The organism is Brevibacillus sp. FSL L8-0520 (genome assembly GCF_037963895.1).
Classification (GTDB): Bacteria; Bacillota; Bacilli; order Brevibacillales; family Brevibacillaceae; genus Brevibacillus; species Brevibacillus borstelensis.
In genome coordinates this window covers 2,484,536-2,506,470 of sequence record NZ_CP150171.1, presented here as the reverse complement: position 1 = coordinate 2,506,470, position 21,935 = coordinate 2,484,536, and the positions used below count along the sequence as shown (strand labels likewise).

The following is a 21,935-nucleotide window of genomic DNA, read 5'->3' as shown; positions in this document are numbered from 1 at the left end:
GGCAAAGTCAGCTTCTTCCCACTCCCTGATAGGCAAAACCGTACTGCTTGACAAGCTCCGACGGCCAGGCATTCCTTCCGTCGAATAGCACCGGTTTGGCCATCACGGCTTTTGCTTTTTGCCAATCGAGGTTCACGCATTGCTTCCATTCCGTAGCGAGCAATGCTGCATCTGCACCAGTCAGCGTGGCGTAGATGTCGTCTGCATAGCTGACCTGTGGATACAGCTTTGCCACCGTCTCCATCGAGATCGGGTCATACGCGGAAACGATTGCCCCTTCGTGCAGCAGCTGCTTGATGATAGGGAGTGACCGCGATTCACGGATGTCGTCCGTATCCGGCTTAAAAGACAGCCCCAAAACGGCAACCCGTTTCCCATGCAAGCCGCCCAATTGTTCACGGATAAGCTGAACGCACCATTCCGGCTGTGTGCGGTTTACTTCTCGCACCTGTTCGAGAATGCTCAATTTCACTCCGTTTCTTTTTCCCACTTGCAAGAGGGCTATGGTGTCTTTCGGAAAGCATGATCCGCCATAACCGATCCCGGCTCGCAAAAACTCGGGGCCGATCCGGCTGTCCAGCCCCATCCCGCGTGCGACCGTCTCGATGTCCGTGCCCAATACCGTACTGAGCCGGGCCAATTCGTTCATGAAGGAAATGCGTGTGGCAAGAAACGCATTGGACGCGTACTTGATCAGCTCGGCAGTTCGGCGGGTCGTTTTTACCATAGGGCAAGAATAGCCTTCGTAGAGTTCATCCATCAAGGAAAACGCTGCCGCCGACTCTGCTCCGATCACGATGCGCGACGGGTTCAAGGCATCCTGCAGGGCACTTCCCTCGCGCAAAAACTCCGGATTCGAAATGACGTGGAGCTCCTTGCAATCTCCGAGAAGCTCCGCCACCCGGTCTCCCGTCCCCACCGGTACTGTGCTTTTGATGACGACTCCTCGTCTCACCGGATTGCTGGCGTACACGGCCCTCACATCTTCTACCACGGCAAACAGATACCCGAGATCAGCCGAACCGTCTGCCGATTCAGGGGTCCCCACGCAGATAAACAAAATGTCCGCTTCCTTGGCTTCCCCATTCAATGTATGGTCAAAGTGAAGATTCCCCTGATCCATCACGGATCGCATGGCCTCTTCCAGCCCCGGCTCATAGATGGGGCAGTGTCGCTGCTTTAATTGCTTTACTTTTTCTTCGTCCACGTCGATTCCGACGACTCGATGACCGTGCAAGGCAAGGGAAACAGCCGTGTTTAATCCGACATAACCCGTTCCAATGACGGCTACATTCATTCCTTCACCTCATCGTTTTTTCAGCACGCTCACATATAAATCTTCCAGCCTGGCGCGCTGTTTTTGAATGTCGTGATTGCTTTCTACCTTGGCTCTGGCCCTTGCGGCAATGGCTGGCCACTCATCCGTTCGGCCCAACACATGCTGAATCATCTTTGCCAAACGGCCGGGAGACTTTTCCGGCACCAGATAACCGGTAACCTCGTGCTCAACCAATTCCGGAATACCGGCATGATAGGTCGAGATGACCGGACGTCCGCTTGCCATCGCTTCCATCAAAACATTGGGAATCCCCTCTTGATTGCCGTTTTTGGCTGTCTTGCATGCGATCACGAAAAGATGGCAGTTCGCCAGCTCCCGCTGGACCTCCCGATGGGGCATCGCGCCGCGAAGCTTGACGCTCCCGCCGAGTTTTCGCTTTTTAATCATCCGCCGCAGCTTTTGTTTCTCTTCGCCGTCTCCGACAATCGTCAGCGTCGCGTTCGGGTATTGACTCACCACACGGGAAAACGCTTTGATCAGCGTATCCATCCCCTTCTTCTCCGTCAGACGGCCGACGCTCAAAAGACGAAAAGCCCCATTTTTTACAGGATGCTGCGGTAGCATCGGGAATTTATTGAAGTCAATGCCGGAGCGAATCAAAGTGATCTTGTGTTTCGGACAACCGAGCCGAACGAGACGTTTTTTCATATGGTCGCTGACGACGGTAAAAGCTGTTCCTTTGCGAAACAGCTTTTTTAATTGACGGCGGTAGGCGCTGCTTTCCCTGACGCGCTTCGTTGCATCGAAGCCGTGAAAGGAGGTGATCAACGGCAGCTTTGCCTTGCGGGCATAGGGAAGTATTTCCACTCCAGCCGGACCGAACCTGGCGTGCAAACAGCCGAATTTCTTTTTTTTCAACCACTGGGCAAGTCCCTTGAACCGCTTTTTCACATATACCGGGGAATACGGAAACTGCTTTCGGTTAAAGTGCTTTTGCCGGGCCAATACGGCAGTCTGTACGCGCTTGTGTCCGATCAATTGCTCATAAATAAACGTTTCGCTTTTAGGGAGAAACTTGCGGCGGTAGACTAGTACCCGTTGCATGTCAAACCTCCCGTTTTACCCTTTTAACTGGGCTCGAATATCTTCCAACTGCAATCGCAATCCCTCTTCCAGTTTCACCTTCGGGTGGTAGCCGAGTTTGGATTGGGCCAATCGGATGTCGGCGCTTGTTCGCCGGGAATCTCCCGCGATCGCAGGCAAATGCACAACAGCCGGTACTGTAGAGGTCAGTTGGCCCATCAGCTCCAGCACTTCCATCAGCTTGATTTCCCTGTCCCCGCCAATGTTGTACACGTCGCCTGGTCCAGCGTATTTTTCCGCCAGCAGATTGGCCTCGACCGCATCCGAGACAAATGTAAAATCGCGGCTCTGAAGACCGTCCCCGTAAACGGTTATCGGCTCACCGCGCAGCAATTGCTTGAAAAATCGGTGAAAAGCCATATCCGGCCGCTGTCTCGGGCCGTAGACGGTAAAGTATCGCAGCATGACGACAGGAAGACCGTACGCCTCGACGTAGACACGACAAATCTGCTCCATGGCCGCCTTGGTGACGCCGTAAGGGGAAATCGGATGAATGGGGGATTGCTCATCGGTCATTCCTTCCCGCATCGTTCCGTACACAGAGGACGAGGAGGAAATGATCACCTTTGGAGCAGTCTTTAGACGCGTACAGGCATCGAGCAATTCTTGTGTTGCAAGCAGGTTGTGTGCCAGATAGTCGGAAAATGCCTTCCCCCAACTGGTACGGACGCCGGGAAGAGCAGCCAGATGGAATACCAGATCAACCTCATCCAGCCATTCCTCCCAGCGCTTTTCCGATAGCAGGGCCGAGTGAAACGTAAACAGGGAATGTTGACCGATCAGCGAGAGATTGCGTAATTTACAGGCCACATCATAGTTGTCGATAAAACCGTCGACTCCGACGACATGATGACCCTCCTGCAGCAGGCGCTGAGTCAAATGGGACCCGATAAATCCAGCACAGCCTGTAATGAGCACCTTTCTCATCGCCGCCGTCTCCTCCTTCCCTTTTTCTTTTTCAATCGCTTGATAATCAAGTACCCGTTCTTATAACCGTATACGGCCTTGTACTTGTTGCCCCAGCGTTTCAGATAATACCGGAACGTTTTTCTGCGCAGCTCGTTGCGCTTCCGCTTCATCTTGTTGTCTGTCAACTGGCCTCTGTGTTTGGTCCGATTGTACAGCTTTCGATTAATCCACTTCACCCGATACCGCTCGATCAGGCGGAGGATAATCCTTCTGTCCTCCATGATCCTGCCTTCATACTTGTCGGAAGTATCCCAGCCCCCCACCTTTTGCAGGGCCGAAACGCGGTAACAGCGGGGAGCCACCATCCAATGGTTGTATTTGAGAAATTGATATTTCGTGTTGAACTGCTTGTGTTTGACCAAAAATGGATTGACGTACTTGCCTCTTCTCACACGCCAGATTTTGACGTTTCCATAGAAGAGTGCGCGCTTGTTCTTCTTGTCGCGCAGGATATGCTTTTTCAAGATCGCAAGGGAGCGTTTCGGAAGCCAGTCATCAGAATCAAGCTGAACCAGAAAAGGCGTATCAACCATTGTCAAAGCCTTGTTCATCACTTTGGAGATGCCCGAGTTCTCTTCCATCCGGTAATATTGAACGTTTGGATTGAACAGATAGCGTTCTACCTTATGTCTTGTTTTGTCTGTCGACGCATCATCCATGATCAGCAGCTTCCAGTCCTTGCACGTCTGCTTCATGACACTGGAAATTGCTTTGCGAATGTATTTGGCGCGATTGTAAGCGGGAATCACTACGGTAAACAACGGAGTTGGATTGGTCATTCACTGTCACCTCCCGTAGAGGGAAGCTGGATGGAGGATTTGTCACTCAAAATAAACATACTGGCTTTTCGATCACTGCTTCCTTTGAAAAAAGACTCGCGTCCGAAGACACTGTCTTTCATTTGCCATGACACATCATGAATAGAGCTGTTTTCCAATAAAATACTGTTCTCGATGTGCGTACAATTCGATATCTGGACACCATCCTGAATGGAAACGTACGGCCCTAGCCGACAGTTCTCGATATGACATCCTTTCCCTATTAAAACCGGACCGACAATCTCGCAATGTTGTACGACGCTGCCCTCTCCGATTGCCAATTTTTCTCCCAACTCCCGGGAAAGCATCCACCGATTCGCCTCCAGCCAACGCTCTATCGTCCCTACGTCGGTGTATTTCCCGTTTGTTGTCGTATGCGCAATGAAAGATCCACGATCGATCATCGTCTGGATCGCATCCGTAATCTCGTACTCTCCGCGAGAAGAAGGGCTCAACGAGGCGATCGCCTCAAAGATCGGCCTTGTAAATAAGTAAGCACCAATCACTGCGAGATTGCTTTTTGGCACAACAGGTTTTTCCACCACGGAGATAAGACGCCCCTCGTGTACCTCTGCGATCCCGTAGTCCTGCGGCTTTTCTACCTCGCTCAGCATGACGATTCCGTCTGCACGATTGTCCTGGAATCTGCGAACGAGATTGTGCAAGGAATCCATAAGCAAGTTATCGCCTAACAAAAGGATAAACGGTTCGTCTTGGAGGAATGGCTGTGAAATATTCACTGCATGAGCAATCCCAAGCGGCGATTCCTGCTCGATATAGGTAATGGTAGCCCCAAATTGACTACCATCGCCTACGTATCCTGAAATCTGCACTTGGGAAGGGTGAATGACGATTCCGATGTCACGGACACCCACTTCAATCAGCTTGCGAATGCAGTAGAATAGAACCGGTTGATTAGCCACAGGGAGGAGGGTTTTTGGTTGCGAATAGGAAAATGGATGGAGTCTCGTGCCACGTCCGGCGCATAAGATTAACCCTTTCACAAAAATCACTCCCCAGTTGTGCTTCTAGCGATACTTATAAGGTATGCGTCCCGCCGTATCTGGACAGGGCAGAAGTCCACAACCGGGGCAGAAAGGGCGACCACCCAGTCTGATTCGCGCCCGATTTATCCGACCTTTTTGTATGCTGCTGCGACTCTTGCGCGTTTGTCAGCCCCCTTTTCAAAAGCCTGTAAATAGCCTTGGGCTGTGGCGTACCAAGAAAATTGCTTCGCCCGGACCAATGCGCGTTTTCCCATCTGATTTCGCAGGTGAGGAATGCTCCACAGCTCATCCCAAATCCTGGGCAGTTCCTTTTCCCATTCCTTGGGAGAGATCACGTAACCCGAGTCCTCGTGTGTGACGACCTCCCCGATCCCGCCTCTCGGTGTCGTAATCACCGGCTTTCCGGATGCCATCGCTTCCAGGTTGACCCGGCAAAACGGCTCTTGCCAGACGGAAGGCGTTGCCACAATATCGCCGATCTGGTAGTACAGGGGCATCTCCTGGCTCGGGATAAAGTTCACAAATTTCACCCGGTCGCCCAGTGGTTTCGCCAGCTGGTGCAAATACCGGACATACGGGTTCATCCGATTGCTTCCATAGCCAGTTCCTCCCACGATGATGAGCTTGGCCTTTGGATCCTGTTCGCACACCTTCCGGAATGCCTTGAGCAGGACGTGGACGCCTTTTGCCCTCATCAGCCTGCCTGCGTAGAACATGATCCGATCATCATGTCTGAGTCCCAGCTTCCGCCGCAAATTTCTTACTCCGAAATTGATTTTTGCTAGCTGATAAGGCGTCACGTCTACCCCCAGGTGAACCGCATGGACTTTGTCTGGGGGGATACGATGCTTTTCTATAAAATGCTGACGCAGATATTCACTGTTGGTGATAAACCCATCTGCGAGCCGTACGATGTGTCTCATTTTCTCCGGACTGATAAACCATTTGGCGGCGTATACGTGAGAGTGCATATTCACATAGATCGGAACTGATGGAAATTTTCTCCGCAAAGCAGGCACGAAATTGGGGCGATTCTCCACCAGGATCACATCGGGACTTCGTCTTTTCAAATCGCCGATGATTCGCTTGAGATAAGGGCCGGGACCCTTATAAGGAAAACGGATAATGTCTCTCCCCTCTTCAAAGCTCGAACGAGGGTAGGTCGGGCACGTTCGCGTGTAGATGGTCACTTGATGCTCCGGCCCAAACATCTTGCTCACTTCATCGATATCATGCTCTACTGAGCTGCCCTTGACCGGCGGCACAGAGAAGGGGCCGGGACTAATGATGGCGATTTTCATTTCGCTCCCGCTCCCACTCCTGTTTTAAAGAAAGAACGACCTGGTACAGGTACTCTCGCTCGCGCTTCTGCTCTTCCTGCAGTACCTTAAACCGTTCTTCCCAGCGTGACACCGCTTCTTTGAGAGCCGCAAGCTCTTTTTGAATTTCTTCCGCCCTCTCTTTCCACAGCGTTTCCGCGGCGTCCCGTTGGTCTCCCAGTTTTTTCAATTGAACGCGTTCAACAGCTTCATCCACCACGAATTCGCCAGAAAACACTCCCGGCATAATCCAATGTGTGGTCTCACCTTTTTTTCGCTTTTCCATGCTTCATGACCTCCAGACCAATCCGACATCAAGATTCGCTTGACCAAGTCAATCATTCCGACAGCTTTCGCTCTTTTTATGGTATGAACAAGATCCCAAATAGGTACATGTACAGGGGAAAAGAAAAAACCGCTGCGAGGGATTTCCTCACAGCGGCTGACGCTGATCGCTTACAGGCGTATGGCGCCTGAAACGGAGACTATAGTGCCTTGCTTCTTCGACGCTTGTTATCTTTTGCTTTTGCCATTCCAAAAGAATTCGGTCGATATAGCGGATGTGCAGCTTGCCGACCGTAGCTGCCTCCCGCAATGCTGTCAGAATCAGTTCATCCGAATAACCGTCCTGATTGGTCCAGATGTGGATCGTCTCCAGCTCAAACGGCGATAGCGGACGGCCAAACGCCTGTTCAAAGCGGGTGTACAATCCCGTCTGCTCGCCTTCCAATGTACTGGCCATTTCGGCAAAAGGCTCTACCACCGGGTCAATCATCCGGGATACGCTGCGCTGCTCCCGCCAGCTTTGATAAAGCTTGCGATACAAGGGAGTCAGATTGTACAGCTCATGACGCATCCCTGTCTCGGGATCAATGTATTCGTCAATGCTGATCCATTCTTCCTTCAAAAGCTTTTGCAATGTCTGGATCAGTCTGGTTGATGACATCGACATCCGATCCTCCAGCTCCTGAATCGTCGGAAAGCGATTTCCCTCTTGCTGAAAGGATAACAAATGGATAATGAGAATCATTTCTTCATCAGAGAGCGACGTTTGCTTGTACATTTTTAAAAGGAGGTTGGAAATCGATGTGGCTCCTTCTTGCAAAATCTGTAATAGTTGTGATTCCATGAGACATTTTCACCTCATCGCCATGATTGCATGCTGGCGTGCTGTTCGCGTTGGTTTGAAGAACGTAAATACCCTGCCGCCCTCCGGCAGCAGGGTGTAAGATACTGAGCGTGTAACCGCCAAAAAAGCAGCGGGTTACGGGTAGAGGCGATAAAGCATGCGCGGGAACGGAATCGTTTCGCGGACGTGGTCCAAACCGCAAATCCAGGCGATTGTGCGCTCCAGTCCCAAACCAAATCCGGAGTGAGGCACAGTCCCGTATTTGCGCAGATCGAGATACCATTTATACGCTTCTTCAGACAGTTCATGTTCTTTGAACCGCTCTTCCAAAAGGACAGGATCGTCAATACGCTGGCTTCCGCCAATGATTTCCCCATATCCCTCCGGTGCGATCAGATCGGCACAGAGGACAACCTCTGGTCTGTTCGGATCTGGCTTCATATAGAACGCCTTGATTTCTGTCGGGTAGTGGGTAATGAATACCGGTTTGTCAAAATGCTCGGCAATCGCCGTCTCGTCAGGAGCGCCGAAATCATCGCCCCACTTGATCTCGCTTCCTTTTTCCTGAAGCAGTTTGATCGCGTCATCATAAGAAATCCGCGGGAACGGTCCGACGACATTTTGCAGCTTGGTCGTGTCGCGCTCCAGTGTTTTCAGCTCGCGCTGGCAGTTTTTCAAAACAGACTGTACGACATGAGACACAAACTCTTCTTGAATGCGCAGGTTTTCTTCGTGATCGACGAAGGCCATCTCGGGCTCGATCATCCAAAACTCGATCAGGTGACGGCGCGTTTTGGATTTTTCGGCACGGAAGGTCGGACCAAAGGAGTATACCCGTCCCAGAGCCATCGCAGCAGCTTCCATGTACAACTGGCCGGATTGGGAAAGATAGGCGTCCTCGTCAAAATACTTCGTATGGAAGAGGTTTGTCGTCCCCTCCGCAGAGGTAGGAGTCAAAATCGGCGGATCTACTTTGTAAAAGCCGTTTTGGTGAAAATATTCGTTTACCGCACGAATCACTTCGGAACGGATCGACATAACCGCTCTCTGGCGAGGGCTTCTCAGCCACAGGTGGCGGTGGTCCATCAGGAAGTCAACCCCGTGCTCCTTCAGCGAAATCGGGTAATCGTGGGAGATTTGAATAATTTCAATGCCGGTCACGGTCAATTCATAGCCGCTCGGCGCACGGTCATCTGCCCGAACGATGCCGTTTATGTACAAAGAGCTCTCCTGTGTCAATTGCGATGCTGCTTCCCATACGTCTTCCGATACTTCTGCTTTGACGACTACTCCCTGAATGAATCCGGAGCCGTCGCGCAGCTGCAAAAATTGTATTTTTCCACTGCTGCGCTTGTTAAAAAGCCAACAGCCCAATCGTACTTCTTGTCCCACATGCTGCCCCAACTGGGCAATGGTCGTCATCATCGGCTTGTTTCCCTCCATTTGCCATTGCAACACAAAATCCATACTACTTGATATCGAATCAATTATACTATTCAGCGTAGTTGAATTCAATGAGAGTCTGCGCCTGTTAGTTTACCATAATATTTTTATGACAACTTTATAGCCCTTCATCAAAGCAAAAAACCGGACTCCATTATACAAAATAAAAGGCCCTGCTCCGCCGGGAGCCTGGCCTTTGCCTGTATATCTGTCCGACACTCCTATTCGTCAACAGCCACGCAAAGAGTTGACGGTCTGTTGCCCACACTCTGAATGGCTGCGCTTCGATTTAGTCTTCGTAATCCTCATCAATCTCTTCGCTAATGGTTAATTCCTCCCGATTGCGGCCCTTGTTCCGATGTCTTTGCGCTGCCCTCCTGGACTCGATGGCATCCTCATCTGCAAATTCCTGATCAGCGTCCCCGTTTGACTCATGCTCGCCATCATCATGCACATACAGGACGGCATTCTCTTCCTCGTCCTTATCTTCTGCACTTAACTCTTCCTGTGCGATCTCGCCATCCTCTTCGAGTGCTTCGAGCAGATCATTCTCCTCCAGCTCCTGCTCGAAATATTCCCTCATCTCACCGGTGATGGTGCCACCTTTTTCTCCGACTGCAATCCACTGAATCACTCCTTTTTCCTCTTGTCCGGAGCGATTTCGAAACACAGTGACTACTGCAGAAGTCCGATTGCCGTATTTAAAGGAAACATGGCAGCCCATCCGGTTTGTCATTGCCACCAGACAATAGTCGGCATTTGCGAACGGAGCGTCGAGCCGTATCGTTACGTCAACTGACTTTTTGCTGGCAGGGATCCGGAAGGAAAGGAACCCGAATTGCTGCAAAGTGACCCCTTGCGGCCTGCTGGTCTCCACCGGAACAAACGCCAGTTTATCCATTGTAACCGTGCCGTCCGCCAGATGGTTAGCCGTGATCGCTCCGTCGACGATATGTTCGCCTGCTACGCTTTCGGTCTTCAGATGTTTGGCGCCTACACTTCTTTCCATCAACTGCTCGCTGCCGATAGAATTATCCAGGAGGTGTTCTGCTCTGATCGCTCCTGGCGTAATTTTGTCCCTCGTGATCGACCGATCCTCGATGTGATCAGTCGAGATCGCAAACAGGCTGATCTTTTCTCCGGTTACGCTGCGTATCGCTATTTTCGAAGTAACGACTGCTTCCTCGCCAAGCTTCTCTGTCGTAATGGAAAGCGGTTTTAGATGCTGCGAGTCGACGGCTTTGTTGGCAATGTGAATGCCATGTACGCTCCCTGGAGCCAGATGGTCGGACGTAATGGCGCCAGCGATGAGATGCTCTCCGCTCAGGGTGTTTTTCTCTACATGGCCACCTGTTACCGACTGCAGCTCAAGCCTGGTGCCGTCCACGCTGCGAGCAACCAGTTTTTCCCGCGTTACACTGCTGGGTGCAAGCTTTTCAGACGTGACTGCTTGATTTTGCAAGTGCTCGGTTTGAACGGCGTTATTCGTCAGATGCCTTGACTGTATAGCTTTGTCGGCCAGCTTCTCCTCTGTAACGATATTTCGGGAGAGATGTCTTGCTTTGACCGATTCGCTGGCCAGTTTCGCGGAGGTGATGGCGCCGTCAGCCAGTTTGGTCGTCGTTATGCTCAGCTCCGTCACTTTGTCGGTCGACACGGATTCTGCCGCAAGCTTGGAGGTCGTAATGACGTGGTCGGCCAAATTATGCGTTTGCACAATATTGTCCTTCAAATGAATATTGCTGACAACCCGTTCACCCAAATGGGTGGCATCGATCACGCCCTTCGCCAGTTTATCCTTGGTGATCGAACCGTCAGCCAAATGCTTTGCATCGATCGTTCCCTCGTTTATGTGGTGGCTGTTCACGGAACGCGGGGCCAACTTGTCGGCATTCACTGCCTTGTCAGCAAGCTTTGCGGTCGTGACCTGGGCATCGCCTATTTTCTTATGTGTGACACTGTTGTCCTGGAGATGGGCCGTTTGAATGACGGATGGTTGCAAATGAACGCTGGCTACCGATTCTTTAGCCAGTTTGCTTGAGGTCACGCTGTTCTCATCAAGGTGTTCGGTTGTGATGGCATAAGGTGCCACTTTTTGGCCCGTAACCGACTCTGGCGACAAGTGCTGTGATTGGACACTGAAGGAAGCCAGATGTTGGTCCTGGATGCTGCCCGGCATGATATTGCTGGCGTCAACGGCTCTGTCATTCAAATGTTCGTGCTGGATCGCACCGCGTTTGATATGGTGCGACTCAATGGCATCCTCGTCGATTTTGCTGCCGGTGACTGCTCCATCGCGAATTTTTTCATTGCTGACAGCGTTGTCTTCCAATTTGACAGAGTTGATAATGTAGTTGGCCAAATTTCCTTTTTGGATGGTACCCATCTTGATTTTCTCTGCGGTAATCGCTTGATCCTGGATGAGCTCTGTCGTGATGGCCTGCTCCTGGATGTGCTTCGTCTGAATGGAACTTTCAGCAAATTTGATTGCGTCAATCGTCTTGTCGGCAAGCTTCTCAGACGTAATGCTGTTGTTTTGCAGCTTGTCGCCCGAAATGGAACGGTCCTGGAGCATGTCGCCACCGATCACATTCTTGCCGATATGTGTGGATTGGATTGCTTCAGGTGCAATCTTGTTCGACGTTACTGCCCTGTCTGCCAGCTTGGAACTGTCCACAGCGTAATCTTTCAGCAAATTGTTGTCGATCGTTCCCGGTTTGATTTTGGAAGCGTCAACTGCCCGATTGGCGATTTTTTCGGTAGTGACAGCCTGGTCGGTCAAATCATCCGTATAGACCACCGAATTGTTCGTCTCATCCCGACGTTCCTTGAGGACTTTGGAAAAAGTCGTCTGGTTTGAATTGACTTGCTGTTTCGGGATTTTTTGCAGAGGCGGATTGACACTGACAGACTCCTTTTTCACGCTTGATACAGTAAATGACTCTTGTCCCCCGCTGGCCAACTGCCGGTCTGACTCCAAATCCTCGAGCCAGTCCACGTCAATATCGTTGTGCAGCAAAGGGAGTTCCAGCCTATCTGACCTTTTCCCCAACGGTTTGCTTACTTTTCGACGGTTCACCTTCGCCATGGTATATTCTTCCCTCCTGAAATCGTCCATGTCCTTCTGTAGGATATTCACCAGACCGCTCATTGGGCACCGTCAATATAAAATAATGCAAAGAAAAAAAAGAAGCCGGCGTTATACCGCCAGCTCCTTTTCAGGGGTGGATACAGAGGCAAGCAAGCTGCGAAAAGCATCGCCATGCAAAACCTCCGCTTGAAGCAATGTATGAAGACCCTCTTGAAAAACAGAGTCGTACTTGCTTAACAGCGTGCGGGTTTTCTCCAGAAGGTCTTCGAGTATGCGCTCCACCTCGTCGTGAACCCGTTCCTTGGCCACGTACTGCAGGTGAACGATGCCCAATCCGGACATGCCGCTCTGCACGATCTCCTGTGCCATATTCAGCGCCTGCTCGAAGTCGTTCTTGGAGCCTGTGCTGCGGCCGCCGTAGTAGATTTCCTCAGCCACGGCCCCGCCCAAGCATACCATAATCTGCTTTTCCAAGGCTTCCTTCGTGTACAAGTACCGGTCTTCCATCGGATTTTGCCGGACGTATCCCAATGCTTTGCCGCGAGGGCTAAGCGTCACCTGGGAGACTGAACCGGGACGTACGGTTTCACTTACGATAGCATGGCCCAATTCGTGCAAAGCCACACGCTTTTTCTCTTCAGCCGAAGCTTCCCGGTCTACTTTTTCTCCCATCATGACTTTGTCTACGGCAAAGGCAAAATGACGCGCTTCAATTTGCGGGCTTTTCTCGCGCATTGCGTAAATGGCTGCTTCATTGGCTACGCTTTCAAGCTGGGCACCTGAAAAGCCAAATGTCTCCTGAGCGACTTGCTCCAGGGAAACATCGGGTGCGAGCGGTTTATTGGCCGTATGAATCACCAAGATTTGCTCCCGCGCCGTCTTGTCAGGCAAATCGACACTGATATGACGGTCGAAGCGTCCCGGACGCAGCAGCGCCGAGTCCAGCATGTCCTTCCGGTTCGTTGCCGCAATCATCAAGATGCGCGGTTTTTCGCTCGTTCCAATGCCATCCATCTCGGTCAACAGCTGGTTCAGCGTCTGATCGTACTCTCGCTGCTGCTGTCCGTCACGCTTTCCGCCGATCACATCGATCTCGTCGATGAAAATGATGCCGCTGTCCTGACCGTTCTTTTCAGCCAATGCCTTGACTTCCTTGAACAGATCACGGACACGCTGGGCTCCGACACCCACGTACATCTCCACAAATTGGGAACCGGACGCTGCGACAAAAGCGGAATTCGTGTAGTTTGCCGCCGCCTTCGCCATCAGTGTCTTCCCTGTCCCCGGCGGTCCTGTTAACAGCACGCCTTTCAATGGACGGATGCCGTACTGGGCGATTTGATCCTTGTGCTTCAAAAAATCAAGTGCTTCCTTCAGTTCGTTTTTGGCTCTTTCCTGGCCCCCGATCTCCGCAAACTGAACATTCGACTTGGGAACCACATTTTTCGTTTGCTTGCCTTTGCCACCGAACGATACATTTCCTTGGCTTTGTCGGACGACCAAAAAATAAAGGGCGAGCAGAACGACACCAAAGACGAGAAGGGGCGTTACATTGATGCCTAAAAACCAGAGAAACACCAGTATGGCCGGTATTGCTCCGCAGACGATTTCCTTACCCACGAACTGCCACCTCGCTTCCGGACGAACGAGGGACGATCGCGTAATAGTCGTCTGCCCCTCGCTTCAGGTATACGTATACATGCTCTGCATCCATCTGCGCCATCGCTTGGTCCAATTGATAAGCTGTTTTCCATTCGCCCACCAATTGCGGAATCCGGCTGTACTGATGCAAATCAACGGCTTCCGTGAACGAAAACAAGCCGTTCATCCATACCTTTTCCAGCTCTTTTGACTGGTTGCCAAGAGTGACCTGAATCTCTTTGCCCCCTGCCATTTCTTTTGCTTGCTGCATCAGCTTGCGATATTCCTGCGGGAACAGCTCCGGATGCGTTACATTCAAATCTATTTGGATGTGATCTTTTCCCACGTGTAGATGAGCCAGCTCTGCCGACTGCAATTGTCCGATCTGGGTGCGGATAGGCTCTTCGACCTCTATTTTCTGATATAAAAACCAACCGCCGAACAATAGCAGCAGGGTCGCCAGCAGTGAGAGTCCGATTGCCCCTTTGCGCATTTGCACAGTTTTCCCCCCAAACTATCTCAGAATGCTATGGTCTATCAACTTTTTCTCTTTTTGTCAACGGTTTTAGTATATCATACTGATATATTATTTTTTGCTTACAGTTGTTGGATGGAAATGAAAAAAGCCCTTCCGAAAATGGAAGGGCTATCTGACTATTTTGGGAGAAACGACGTAAGAGGTAAGCAGGGCACCTGTAAACAGATCGTAGTGCAAATAATGAAAACGGCCCTGTTGGTCCTGCAACGTTACTTCCCAAAAGCGATTCTTTTCGTCAATACCCGGAACGATATGGCGAATCGCTCCATCTGGAAATCCTTTTTTAACGGCCGCTTCCACGCTTTCACGGGTAACGGCTTTTTCCAGAGAATCAAATGCGACTGTTTCGGCCGTCAACCAGACCACCACAGGGGTGCCCGCCTGGTTTTTTCCCAGCACTACCGCATAGGATTGATTCCCGCGATACTCGTCTATGGAATCGATCTGCGCGACTGTTGTCCGCTCCTGGACCCATTGCCGTACCTGGGCCTCAAAATCATCCTGCTTCCCCACAACGGTTGCGCCCAGATGATAGGCCGAGCCCAGAACGAGCACAAGAATAACGGCGATTACTCCTGCAACGATTTTTACATACACCGGTAAAACTCCTTTATCCCCTTACATTACAACCGAAAGCGAAGCTGATCCTGCTTGAGTCCCGCAGCTGTCTCCATTTGCAAATAGATCTCCAATTGCCGCAATTCACGCGTCGGTCCATCGTACCATAATTGGTACTCGACTGCAATCTGATTGGCCAGACGCTGAGTCATATCCTTGATCGGAAAAGATGGTCCGAGCCACATGGACAACAGATCGGTCACCTCTGTAGAAGGCACGCTGAGACGATAGCCTTGCCAGCCCTGACCGGAACCATCTGCGACCGGAAGCGGCGCAACCCGCCCCAGCTTGCTTTTCAAGATAGCCGCATGCTGCTGGGGCGTATATAGCGAGTATGGCAAAGCCTGGTGGTCTTGAATTTCTCCGTCAATCGTGACATTGACCTGTTCCGCTTCTTTTTGCAGTTCAAAGCGATGTCCGGCTATTTCCCCGGCCAGCTGAAAATTTTCACCCTTGTACTTTCCGCTCAGAACGTAATCCTTTACGAAAACGGAGAATGGCCGCTCCGTATCTTTGGTTACCTGATCCAGCAAACTGGCAATGATCGCCCGGTCTGCCTCTTCTCGCTGTGTCGTCGAGATTACATGCGCTTCTTTTATATCCAGACGATTGTGAAGTTCTCCAAGCAAGGTGCCCAAGGCAAACAGGACGAGAAATAATGACGGAAGCCACCAGAGCTGTTTGGGCTTAATATACAAGTCCGTTCACCCCTGTCCCTTTTTCCTTATGCGTATGAATTCTGGGAAGGTTTTAGAACAGGACGGAAAACTTGCTAAACATACGACCCGGCACCTGGGCCATACTACAGATACACCCCGAGGAGGTGAGCGCGTGAAGTTGTCAAACCAAACGACATCTCCTGACCTCTTAGGGTCTATGCTGCAGGATTATCGCGTCTCCTGGGCAGCATTGTCTTCACCTCTAAGAGCATCGTCTCACTCATCCCCACTGGAATTTCGCCATACCTCGCTTGCGGAAGTATGGCGAAAATAAGTCGGCATGGTGACCAATCAAAATCCCTCTACCTACACCTACAACCTTTCTCCTGTCCCCCATGACAGGAGCCTTTTCCCTTATCGCTTCAATTGCTGAAACATCCGGTTGGCTTCAAAAATAACGCGCTCCTCGTCGACGGTGAGAAGCTCTCTGTTGCGCATCAGGAAAGAACCGGCCACAATCGTATCCTTAACATCGCGGCCATTTGCTGCGTACACGACATGGGACACGGGATCATGAGCCGGATGGAAATGCGCCTGATGACTGTCAAGCACAATCAAATCCGCTTGTTTCCCAGTCTCGATCGTTCCGAGTGTATCCGGCTGGAATACGCCCTCTGCGCCATAACGGGTTGCCATGCGCAGCGCTTCCTCGGCTGGAACTGCGACGGGGTCGTTGTTTACGCCCTTGTGCAAAATGGCAGCCAGCTTCAGCTCCTCAAACAGGTTGAGGTTGTTGTTGCTCGCGCTGCTGTCTGTTCCGAGGGAAACGTGAATCCCTTTTGCCAGCATTTTCGGTACTGGCGCCACTCCACTTGCCAGCTTCAGGTTGCTGACGACATTATGCGATACCTTCACGTGATAGTTTGCCAAGACGTCGATCTCTTCATCCGTGAGGTGAACGGCGTGGGCGAGCAAAGTTGGACGATTGAAGACACCCAGCTTTTCCAGGTGAGCAACCGGGCGAACCCCATAATCCTTTACATTCTGACCAACTTCCCACTCCGTCTCCGACATGTGGATATGGATCGGCAGAGACAGCTCCTCCGCTTTTTCCACAATTTGTGTGATAAATTCCGGTGGGCAAGTGTACGGAGCATGTGGAGCCATCATGACGGTCACGCGTCCATCCGCCTGGTTATGCCATTCACGGGCGAAAGAAACGGCATCCCGCAGCTTTGCCTGACGCTCTTCCTCGGAGCAAAGGCCGATCATTCCGCGGCAGAGACGCGCTCTCATCCCGGACGCTTGCACGGCTTTTGCCACTTCATCCATATGATCATACATATCGACGAATGTCGTCGTACCGGTCCGAATCATTTCGATAAGGGATATGTATGTGCCCCATTTCACATGCTCGGACGTGAATTGTGCCTCCAGCGGCCACATTTTGTCTTCGAGCCACTGCTGGAGCGGCAAGTCATCCGCATAACCGCGGAGCAGCGACATTCCTGCGTGCCCGTGTGTATTGATGAAGCCTGGCAGCACATAATCCCCTTTCAGATCAATCACTTCGTCATAGCCGGAGAGATCATCGGGGGTCGGACCGACGTACGTAATACCCGCTCCTTCAAATCCGACAGCTCCGTCCTGAATCACTTCATTTTGGTCATTTGCGGTAATTACCGTTGCATGGGTCAATATGGTCTTTTTCATCGTTACACTCCATTCTTACGTCAAGTAATAAGCAAGGCTCTGCAAACTGGATGTCACATCGGCATAGTGGATCCTGACATCGCGTTCGGTGCGAATCGTGGTGGGAGCAAAATTCAAAATCCCTTCAATCCCGGCCTCAAACAGCAGGTTGGCGACCGACTGGGCCGCCGCTGCTGGCACTGTTAGGATGGCAAGACGAATTTTCTGCTCTTTCACGGTCTGAATCAGCTCTTCCAGTGGCTGAATGGTGATTCCCGCGAGCACTTTTCCGCATTTGGCCGGGTCATTGTCAAAGATAGCCGCAATCCGCATGTAATCCTCTACCTGCGCATTGTAATTGCTAATGGCGTGTCCCAGATGCCCGGCCCCGATCAGCGCCACGCGAATTTCCTCGCTCAATTTTAAGATCTGACGGATTTTTTCTACCAAATAGTTCACGTCATAGCCGATGCCCTTTTTGCCGAAATCCCCAAAGGAAGAGAGATCTTTTCTGATTTGGGCAGGGTTGACGTCGAGATTTTTGCCCATCTGCTGGGAGGACACCGTCGTCACGCCCACTTGCTGCAGATAGCTTAGGTAGCGCAGATAAATCGGCAACCGGCGCACAACCGCTTCCGAAATCTTTTCACTTTTGGCCACGTACGGTCGATCCTCCTTACTTTTTTCTTTTCAAAACGCGATAATCCTTTCCATTGGAGAGGATCGTGATGGTTCCGTTCTGACTGGTAATGTAGGTCTCAGCCCAGGATTCGCCGAGCCGCTCCAGCACTTCTTCCTGGCCATCCTTTAGCTTTTCTCTCGGCTTTCCGGTTAAAATGACCGCCACTTGCGGATCCACCTTGCTCAAAAATGGCTGCGAGGAAGCCTGATTGCTGCCTTGAGCAGCAACCTTCAAAACCGCTGCTTTCAATTGATCTGCGTGTTTCTCAAGCAGCCTCTCCTCGGCCTTTTCATTCATCGCACTGGCGAAGAGAAAAGACAACTTGTCATGCCGCAATTGAAAGACAAGGGAGTTGTCTTGCGGAGACAGGAACAGCGGTTCACTCGGGTGCAGGACCTGGAGCATCACGTCTTCGTCCAGTCTGATTGCTTCTCCGTCAGTAACAGTCACTGCCTTTTTTGCTGCTTTGAGCGGGGCCGCGTTGCGAATCGAAGACTCAATCGGACGGGGCAAAATGACGTTCTCTACAAGCACCCGCTCCACAAGAAAAGCGAAGCCCCCTGCGTGCCCCGGCAAATCATTTGTCAAGACCACGTAATCCAACCGGGTAATTTTCCGTTCGGTCAGCGCCGCAAACAAGCGGGGCCAATCCTCAGCGCTTCCGGTATCAACGAGCATGTTTTTTCCATTCGGCAATCGAATCAAGGTTGCTTCCCCGTGCGGCAGCTCCAGATAGTGGATGACAAGCCCGATGAATTCACTCTCGTCTTCACTTGCGAACGGATCTTCTACTTTTACCGCCTTTTGCAAGTGGTTGTCGATCGAGCAGCCGGGTATCAAAAGCATTGTGACAGCCAACACCAACAGCCAAGCTCTTCCCGCTTTCCACAGCATTTATTTTATCACCTATATCCCTGTGAGACTATTGATTCATTTTATGAATCAGACAGGGATTGCATGCCCCGAAGAAACGGAGCGATGTCTTCGCGCAGGGTTGTCCAGGGGCCTGTTCTCGTATCGAAAGGTGGGAGCGATTTGAGAAACGAGCGTCCGTAGCGGGATTCCACGATGCGTGTATCAAGCACGACAACTACACCGCGATCGTCCTGGTGGCGGATCAGTCTTCCGACCCCTTGTTTGAATTGGATGACAGCCTGAGGCAAAGCGATCGACATAAACGCGTTTTTGCCCTGCTCTTTTACCTGCTCTGCCCTCGCCTGATAAATCGGGTGGTTCGGCGGAGTAAACGGAAGGCGTACAATCACCAGACAGCTCAATGCCTCGCCCTGGATATCTACCCCTTCCCAGAAGCTGCTCGTCCCCAGGAGAACGCTGTTTGTTTCTCTCTGGAACATGCGCACCAGCTTTGTCCGGTTGTTGCTGTCGATTCCGTGTCCGAGCAGTGTATAAGGCTCGTTGTCCAGTTGTTCCTTCAAGCCTTGGTACACCACACGCAGCATCGAATAGGAGGTGAACAGGATCATTGTCCGGCCGCCTGCTGCCCTGATGGCATCCACGCATCCCTGAATCACGGCCTCGAGGTACTGCTGCTCGCTCTCTTTGCCCAATGTAGGCAGATCGGATGGAATCAGCAGGAGCCCTTGCTTTTCATAACAGAACGGAGACGGCAGCTGGAGTGTTCGGACGCGCTCCTCTGGCAGCCGGTCGAGCCCCATCCTTTCCAGAATATATGAAAAGCTGTCTTTGACTGTCAGCGTCGCCGAGGTGAGAATCACGCTTCTGCGCTCGTCAAAAAGCGGTTCCGCCAAGCGTGTTGCCACTTGCAGCGGCGCAGCATGAAAGTACACTTGCTTTTTCGGGGTGCGAGACTCGATTTCCATCCAGCACACATACTCATCATCCGGCTCCAGGAGAAAGAAGTGAACCATTTCCATCCCTTCTTGCCACTCCTTCAGCAAGCCTGCAGCATCGGTATGAAGACTTTGCAGTTCAAAAGACGGCTTTTCGCCGGATGGCATGGAAGACAAAAGCGATTCCAGGTCAGACGCGTAGATCGACATCGATTCGATTACCCGCCGGGCCGTTTTTCGGATTCGCTCGTGCTTGCCGGAAAAAGACAGCGTCTGGTAACGGACCGTATCTCTTCCGGTATCGGAGGTCTCTTCTCCTCGGTCTGCCGCCCACTGATACAACAACTGCGTCAGTTGCTGGGCCTTTTCCTTGAGCCGGAGAAAATGCTCATTCATGCTTGCCCGCACCGAATTGACAGCCGCTGCCTTCTCATTTCCTGGCCAAGCCAAGAGCTGCTCGGCAAAACGGTGGAGATAGCTGCCCTCCTCCGGATTGGCTCGCTCCAGCAAAAACAAGAGCTGGGCCGTCGAAAATTGCTTGCCCAGATGGTGGGTTGCCACACTCTCCAAATGATGGGCCTCGTCAATGATCGTGATGTCATGAGCAGGCAGGATTCTTTTCTCAGCCTGCAGATCGCTGACGAGCAATGCGTGATTGACGATGAGAACATCTGCTTCGGCGGCTCTTTCCCGCGCCTGAAAGTAATAGCAGCGGCTAAACCATGGACAATTCCGGTGAAGACATGAATCCGTATCGCTTTTCACCTGCTGCCAGTACAACTGGCCGGTTGACGGCATGCTTAATTCTTCGACATCCCCGGTCTCGGTCTGGGTCAGCCAGGTCACCATTTGGCCTTTCACCAGCCGGAGCTCCTGGCTGCTGCCTTCCATGGACTCTTCCAGACTCTGTTCAAATTTTCGCAGACAGAGGTAGTTCCCTCTCCCCTTGAGCGTGGAAGCCCGGAAGGAGAACGGGAGCGACTGCTGCAGCGCGGGGATTTCTTTGTGAAACAGCTGCTCCTGGAGCTGAATCGTATTCGTACTGATGACGACAGGCTCGCGCCGCTGCTTCGACCAGAGGATGGCCGGCAGCAAATACGCGAGAGATTTGCCGGTGCCGGTCCCCGCTTCCACTAGCAAGTGAGATCCCTTCTCCATCGAGTCAAAAATGGCCCGCATCATCGATTCTTGGGCCTCCCTCCGCTGGTACCCCGCAAGGTTGCGGGAAAATGCGGCTTCTTCCCCAATCATCTGTTCGATCATGTCCTCAAACGAAGAAGTGGCCGGCAAGCCTGGGCTTTCTTCCCTTTTCAGAGAAGCTTTGAGGCGTTCCGGCTTTTTGCGCAGAGCAAGCTGCCTGTACACATCCCATTTTTCGGAATCGTCCGGGTCTGACATCCCGTCAGCGTCCCGCCCGAGCGTATCCAACTGGTCCATCGATCCCCATTTTTTCATCTCAAAGAACCGCAAGAGCTCCGAAATATCGGAACGAAAAGAAGAGACCAGCATCTGCAGGCGTTGGATGGTCACCAGAGGCAGCTCATTTATAATGTCCAGCAGATGCAAAAACAGCTGGGCCGTAGCCAAAGCGTCACTGTCCGCCTGGTGCGGACGATCATGTTCAATGTGCAGGTCATCAGCCAATTCTCCCAACCGATAGCTGCCTTGCATCGGCAACAGGAAACGAGAGAGCTCGACCGTGTCCAGTACATATCCGTCAAACGTATAATAGCCCTGGCTCAGCAGGGCTTCTTGCAAAAACTGAAGATCGAAGCTGGCATTATGCGCGACGAATGCCCGTCCTTCCAGCATGCGAAGGAATCGCGGCAGGACCTCCTCCATTGTTGGCGCATCCGCTACCATCTCGTCGGTAATGCCAGTCAATTGCTTAATAAAAGGGGGAATCGCCTGTCCCGGATTGATCAGGGTGGAAAATGACTCGGTAATATGTCCGTCGTCAATCGTAACGGCACCGATCTGAATGATGCTGTCTCCCTGTCTGGGATGGCTCCCCGTGGTTTCGAAGTCTACTACGATGAAACGATTCAAGCTATGGTCACCTCGTACTTGCGCGGCCCGTATCGTGTCCGCTTCCC

General features: G+C 51.7%; 18 protein-coding genes. All 18 read right to left on the bottom strand.

What is annotated here, in order from left to right; genetic code table 11:
* Positions 1–7 precede the first annotated feature (7 nt).
* The 18 genes from NSQ24_RS12530 to dinG all read right to left on the bottom strand — a co-directional run bounded on the left by NSQ24_RS12530 (position 8) and on the right by dinG (position 21,888).
* Positions 8–1,297: a UDP-glucose/GDP-mannose dehydrogenase family protein gene (locus NSQ24_RS12530; protein WP_003387017.1), complete on the bottom strand. Its 1,290-nt coding sequence runs from the start codon at positions 1,295–1,297 to the stop codon at positions 8–10.
* Positions 1,298–1,306: 9 nt separating this feature from the next.
* Complete coding sequence (locus NSQ24_RS12525) at positions 1,307–2,383, bottom strand: glycosyltransferase (RefSeq protein WP_003387018.1); 1,077 nt, start codon at positions 2,381–2,383, stop codon at positions 1,307–1,309.
* Positions 2,384–2,398: 15 nt separating this feature from the next.
* On the bottom strand, positions 2,399–3,349 hold the full coding sequence (locus NSQ24_RS12520; RefSeq protein WP_003387020.1) for an NAD-dependent epimerase/dehydratase family protein: 951 nt from the start codon (positions 3,347–3,349) through the stop codon (positions 2,399–2,401).
* Positions 3,346–4,170, bottom strand: coding sequence for a glycosyltransferase family 2 protein (locus NSQ24_RS12515; RefSeq protein ID WP_003387022.1), 825 nt, complete (start codon positions 4,168–4,170; stop codon positions 3,346–3,348). Before NSQ24_RS12515 ends, NSQ24_RS12520 begins: the two co-directional genes overlap by 4 nt.
* Complete coding sequence (locus NSQ24_RS12510) at positions 4,167–5,213, bottom strand: glucose-1-phosphate thymidylyltransferase (protein ID WP_003387024.1); 1,047 nt, start codon at positions 5,211–5,213, stop codon at positions 4,167–4,169. Before NSQ24_RS12510 ends, NSQ24_RS12515 begins: the two co-directional genes overlap by 4 nt.
* A gap of 125 nt (positions 5,214–5,338) precedes the next feature.
* Positions 5,339–6,517, bottom strand: coding sequence for a glycosyltransferase family 4 protein (locus NSQ24_RS12505; protein ID WP_003387026.1), 1,179 nt, complete (start codon positions 6,515–6,517; stop codon positions 5,339–5,341).
* A complete protein-coding gene (locus NSQ24_RS12500; protein ID WP_003387028.1) occupies positions 6,498–6,821 on the bottom strand; it encodes a hypothetical protein in 324 nt (107 codons plus the stop codon). Before NSQ24_RS12500 ends, NSQ24_RS12505 begins: the two co-directional genes overlap by 20 nt.
* A 147-nt stretch (positions 6,822–6,968) precedes the next feature.
* On the bottom strand, positions 6,969–7,664 hold the full coding sequence (locus tag NSQ24_RS12495; protein ID WP_024985018.1) for a DnaD domain protein: 696 nt from the start codon (positions 7,662–7,664) through the stop codon (positions 6,969–6,971).
* A gap of 135 nt (positions 7,665–7,799) precedes the next feature.
* Positions 7,800–9,089, bottom strand: a complete 1,290-nt coding sequence (gene asnS, locus NSQ24_RS12490; RefSeq protein WP_003387030.1) for an asparagine--tRNA ligase — start codon at positions 9,087–9,089, stop codon at positions 7,800–7,802.
* A 307-nt stretch (positions 9,090–9,396) separates the two neighbouring features.
* Positions 9,397–12,195 (bottom strand): WIAG-tail domain, encoded by a 2,799-nt coding sequence (locus tag NSQ24_RS12485; protein ID WP_172921105.1) that lies wholly within the window; start codon positions 12,193–12,195, stop codon positions 9,397–9,399.
* A gap of 111 nt (positions 12,196–12,306) precedes the next feature.
* Positions 12,307–13,818, bottom strand: a complete 1,512-nt coding sequence (locus NSQ24_RS12480) for an AAA family ATPase (protein ID WP_024985016.1) — start codon at positions 13,816–13,818, stop codon at positions 12,307–12,309.
* Positions 13,811–14,332, bottom strand: a complete 522-nt coding sequence (locus NSQ24_RS12475) for a hypothetical protein (RefSeq protein ID WP_003387033.1) — start codon at positions 14,330–14,332, stop codon at positions 13,811–13,813. The genes NSQ24_RS12480 and NSQ24_RS12475 overlap by 8 nt, the downstream gene beginning before the upstream one ends.
* A gap of 153 nt (positions 14,333–14,485) precedes the next feature.
* Positions 14,486–14,974 carry a DUF5590 domain-containing protein gene (locus NSQ24_RS12470; protein ID WP_003387034.1) on the bottom strand — a complete coding sequence of 163 codons (489 nt, stop codon included), beginning with the start codon at positions 14,972–14,974 and terminating at the stop codon, positions 14,486–14,488.
* Positions 14,975–15,000: 26 nt separating this feature from the next.
* Positions 15,001–15,693: a hypothetical protein gene (locus NSQ24_RS12465; protein ID WP_171506298.1), complete on the bottom strand. Its 693-nt coding sequence runs from the start codon at positions 15,691–15,693 to the stop codon at positions 15,001–15,003.
* Between the two features lie 375 nt (positions 15,694–16,068).
* On the bottom strand, positions 16,069–17,367 hold the full coding sequence (locus NSQ24_RS12460; protein ID WP_031933273.1) for an amidohydrolase: 1,299 nt from the start codon (positions 17,365–17,367) through the stop codon (positions 16,069–16,071).
* A 15-nt stretch (positions 17,368–17,382) separates the two neighbouring features.
* Positions 17,383–18,006 (bottom strand): redox-sensing transcriptional repressor Rex, encoded by a 624-nt coding sequence (locus tag NSQ24_RS12455; protein ID WP_003387037.1) that lies wholly within the window; start codon positions 18,004–18,006, stop codon positions 17,383–17,385.
* A gap of 16 nt (positions 18,007–18,022) precedes the next feature.
* Entirely contained in the window at positions 18,023–18,922 is a 900-nt protein-coding gene (locus NSQ24_RS12450; RefSeq protein ID WP_024985011.1) for an MBL fold metallo-hydrolase, read from the bottom strand.
* A gap of 41 nt (positions 18,923–18,963) precedes the next feature.
* A complete protein-coding gene (gene dinG / locus NSQ24_RS12445; protein WP_031933272.1) occupies positions 18,964–21,888 on the bottom strand; it encodes an ATP-dependent DNA helicase DinG in 2,925 nt (974 codons plus the stop codon).
* Positions 21,889–21,935: the final 47 nt, after the last annotated feature.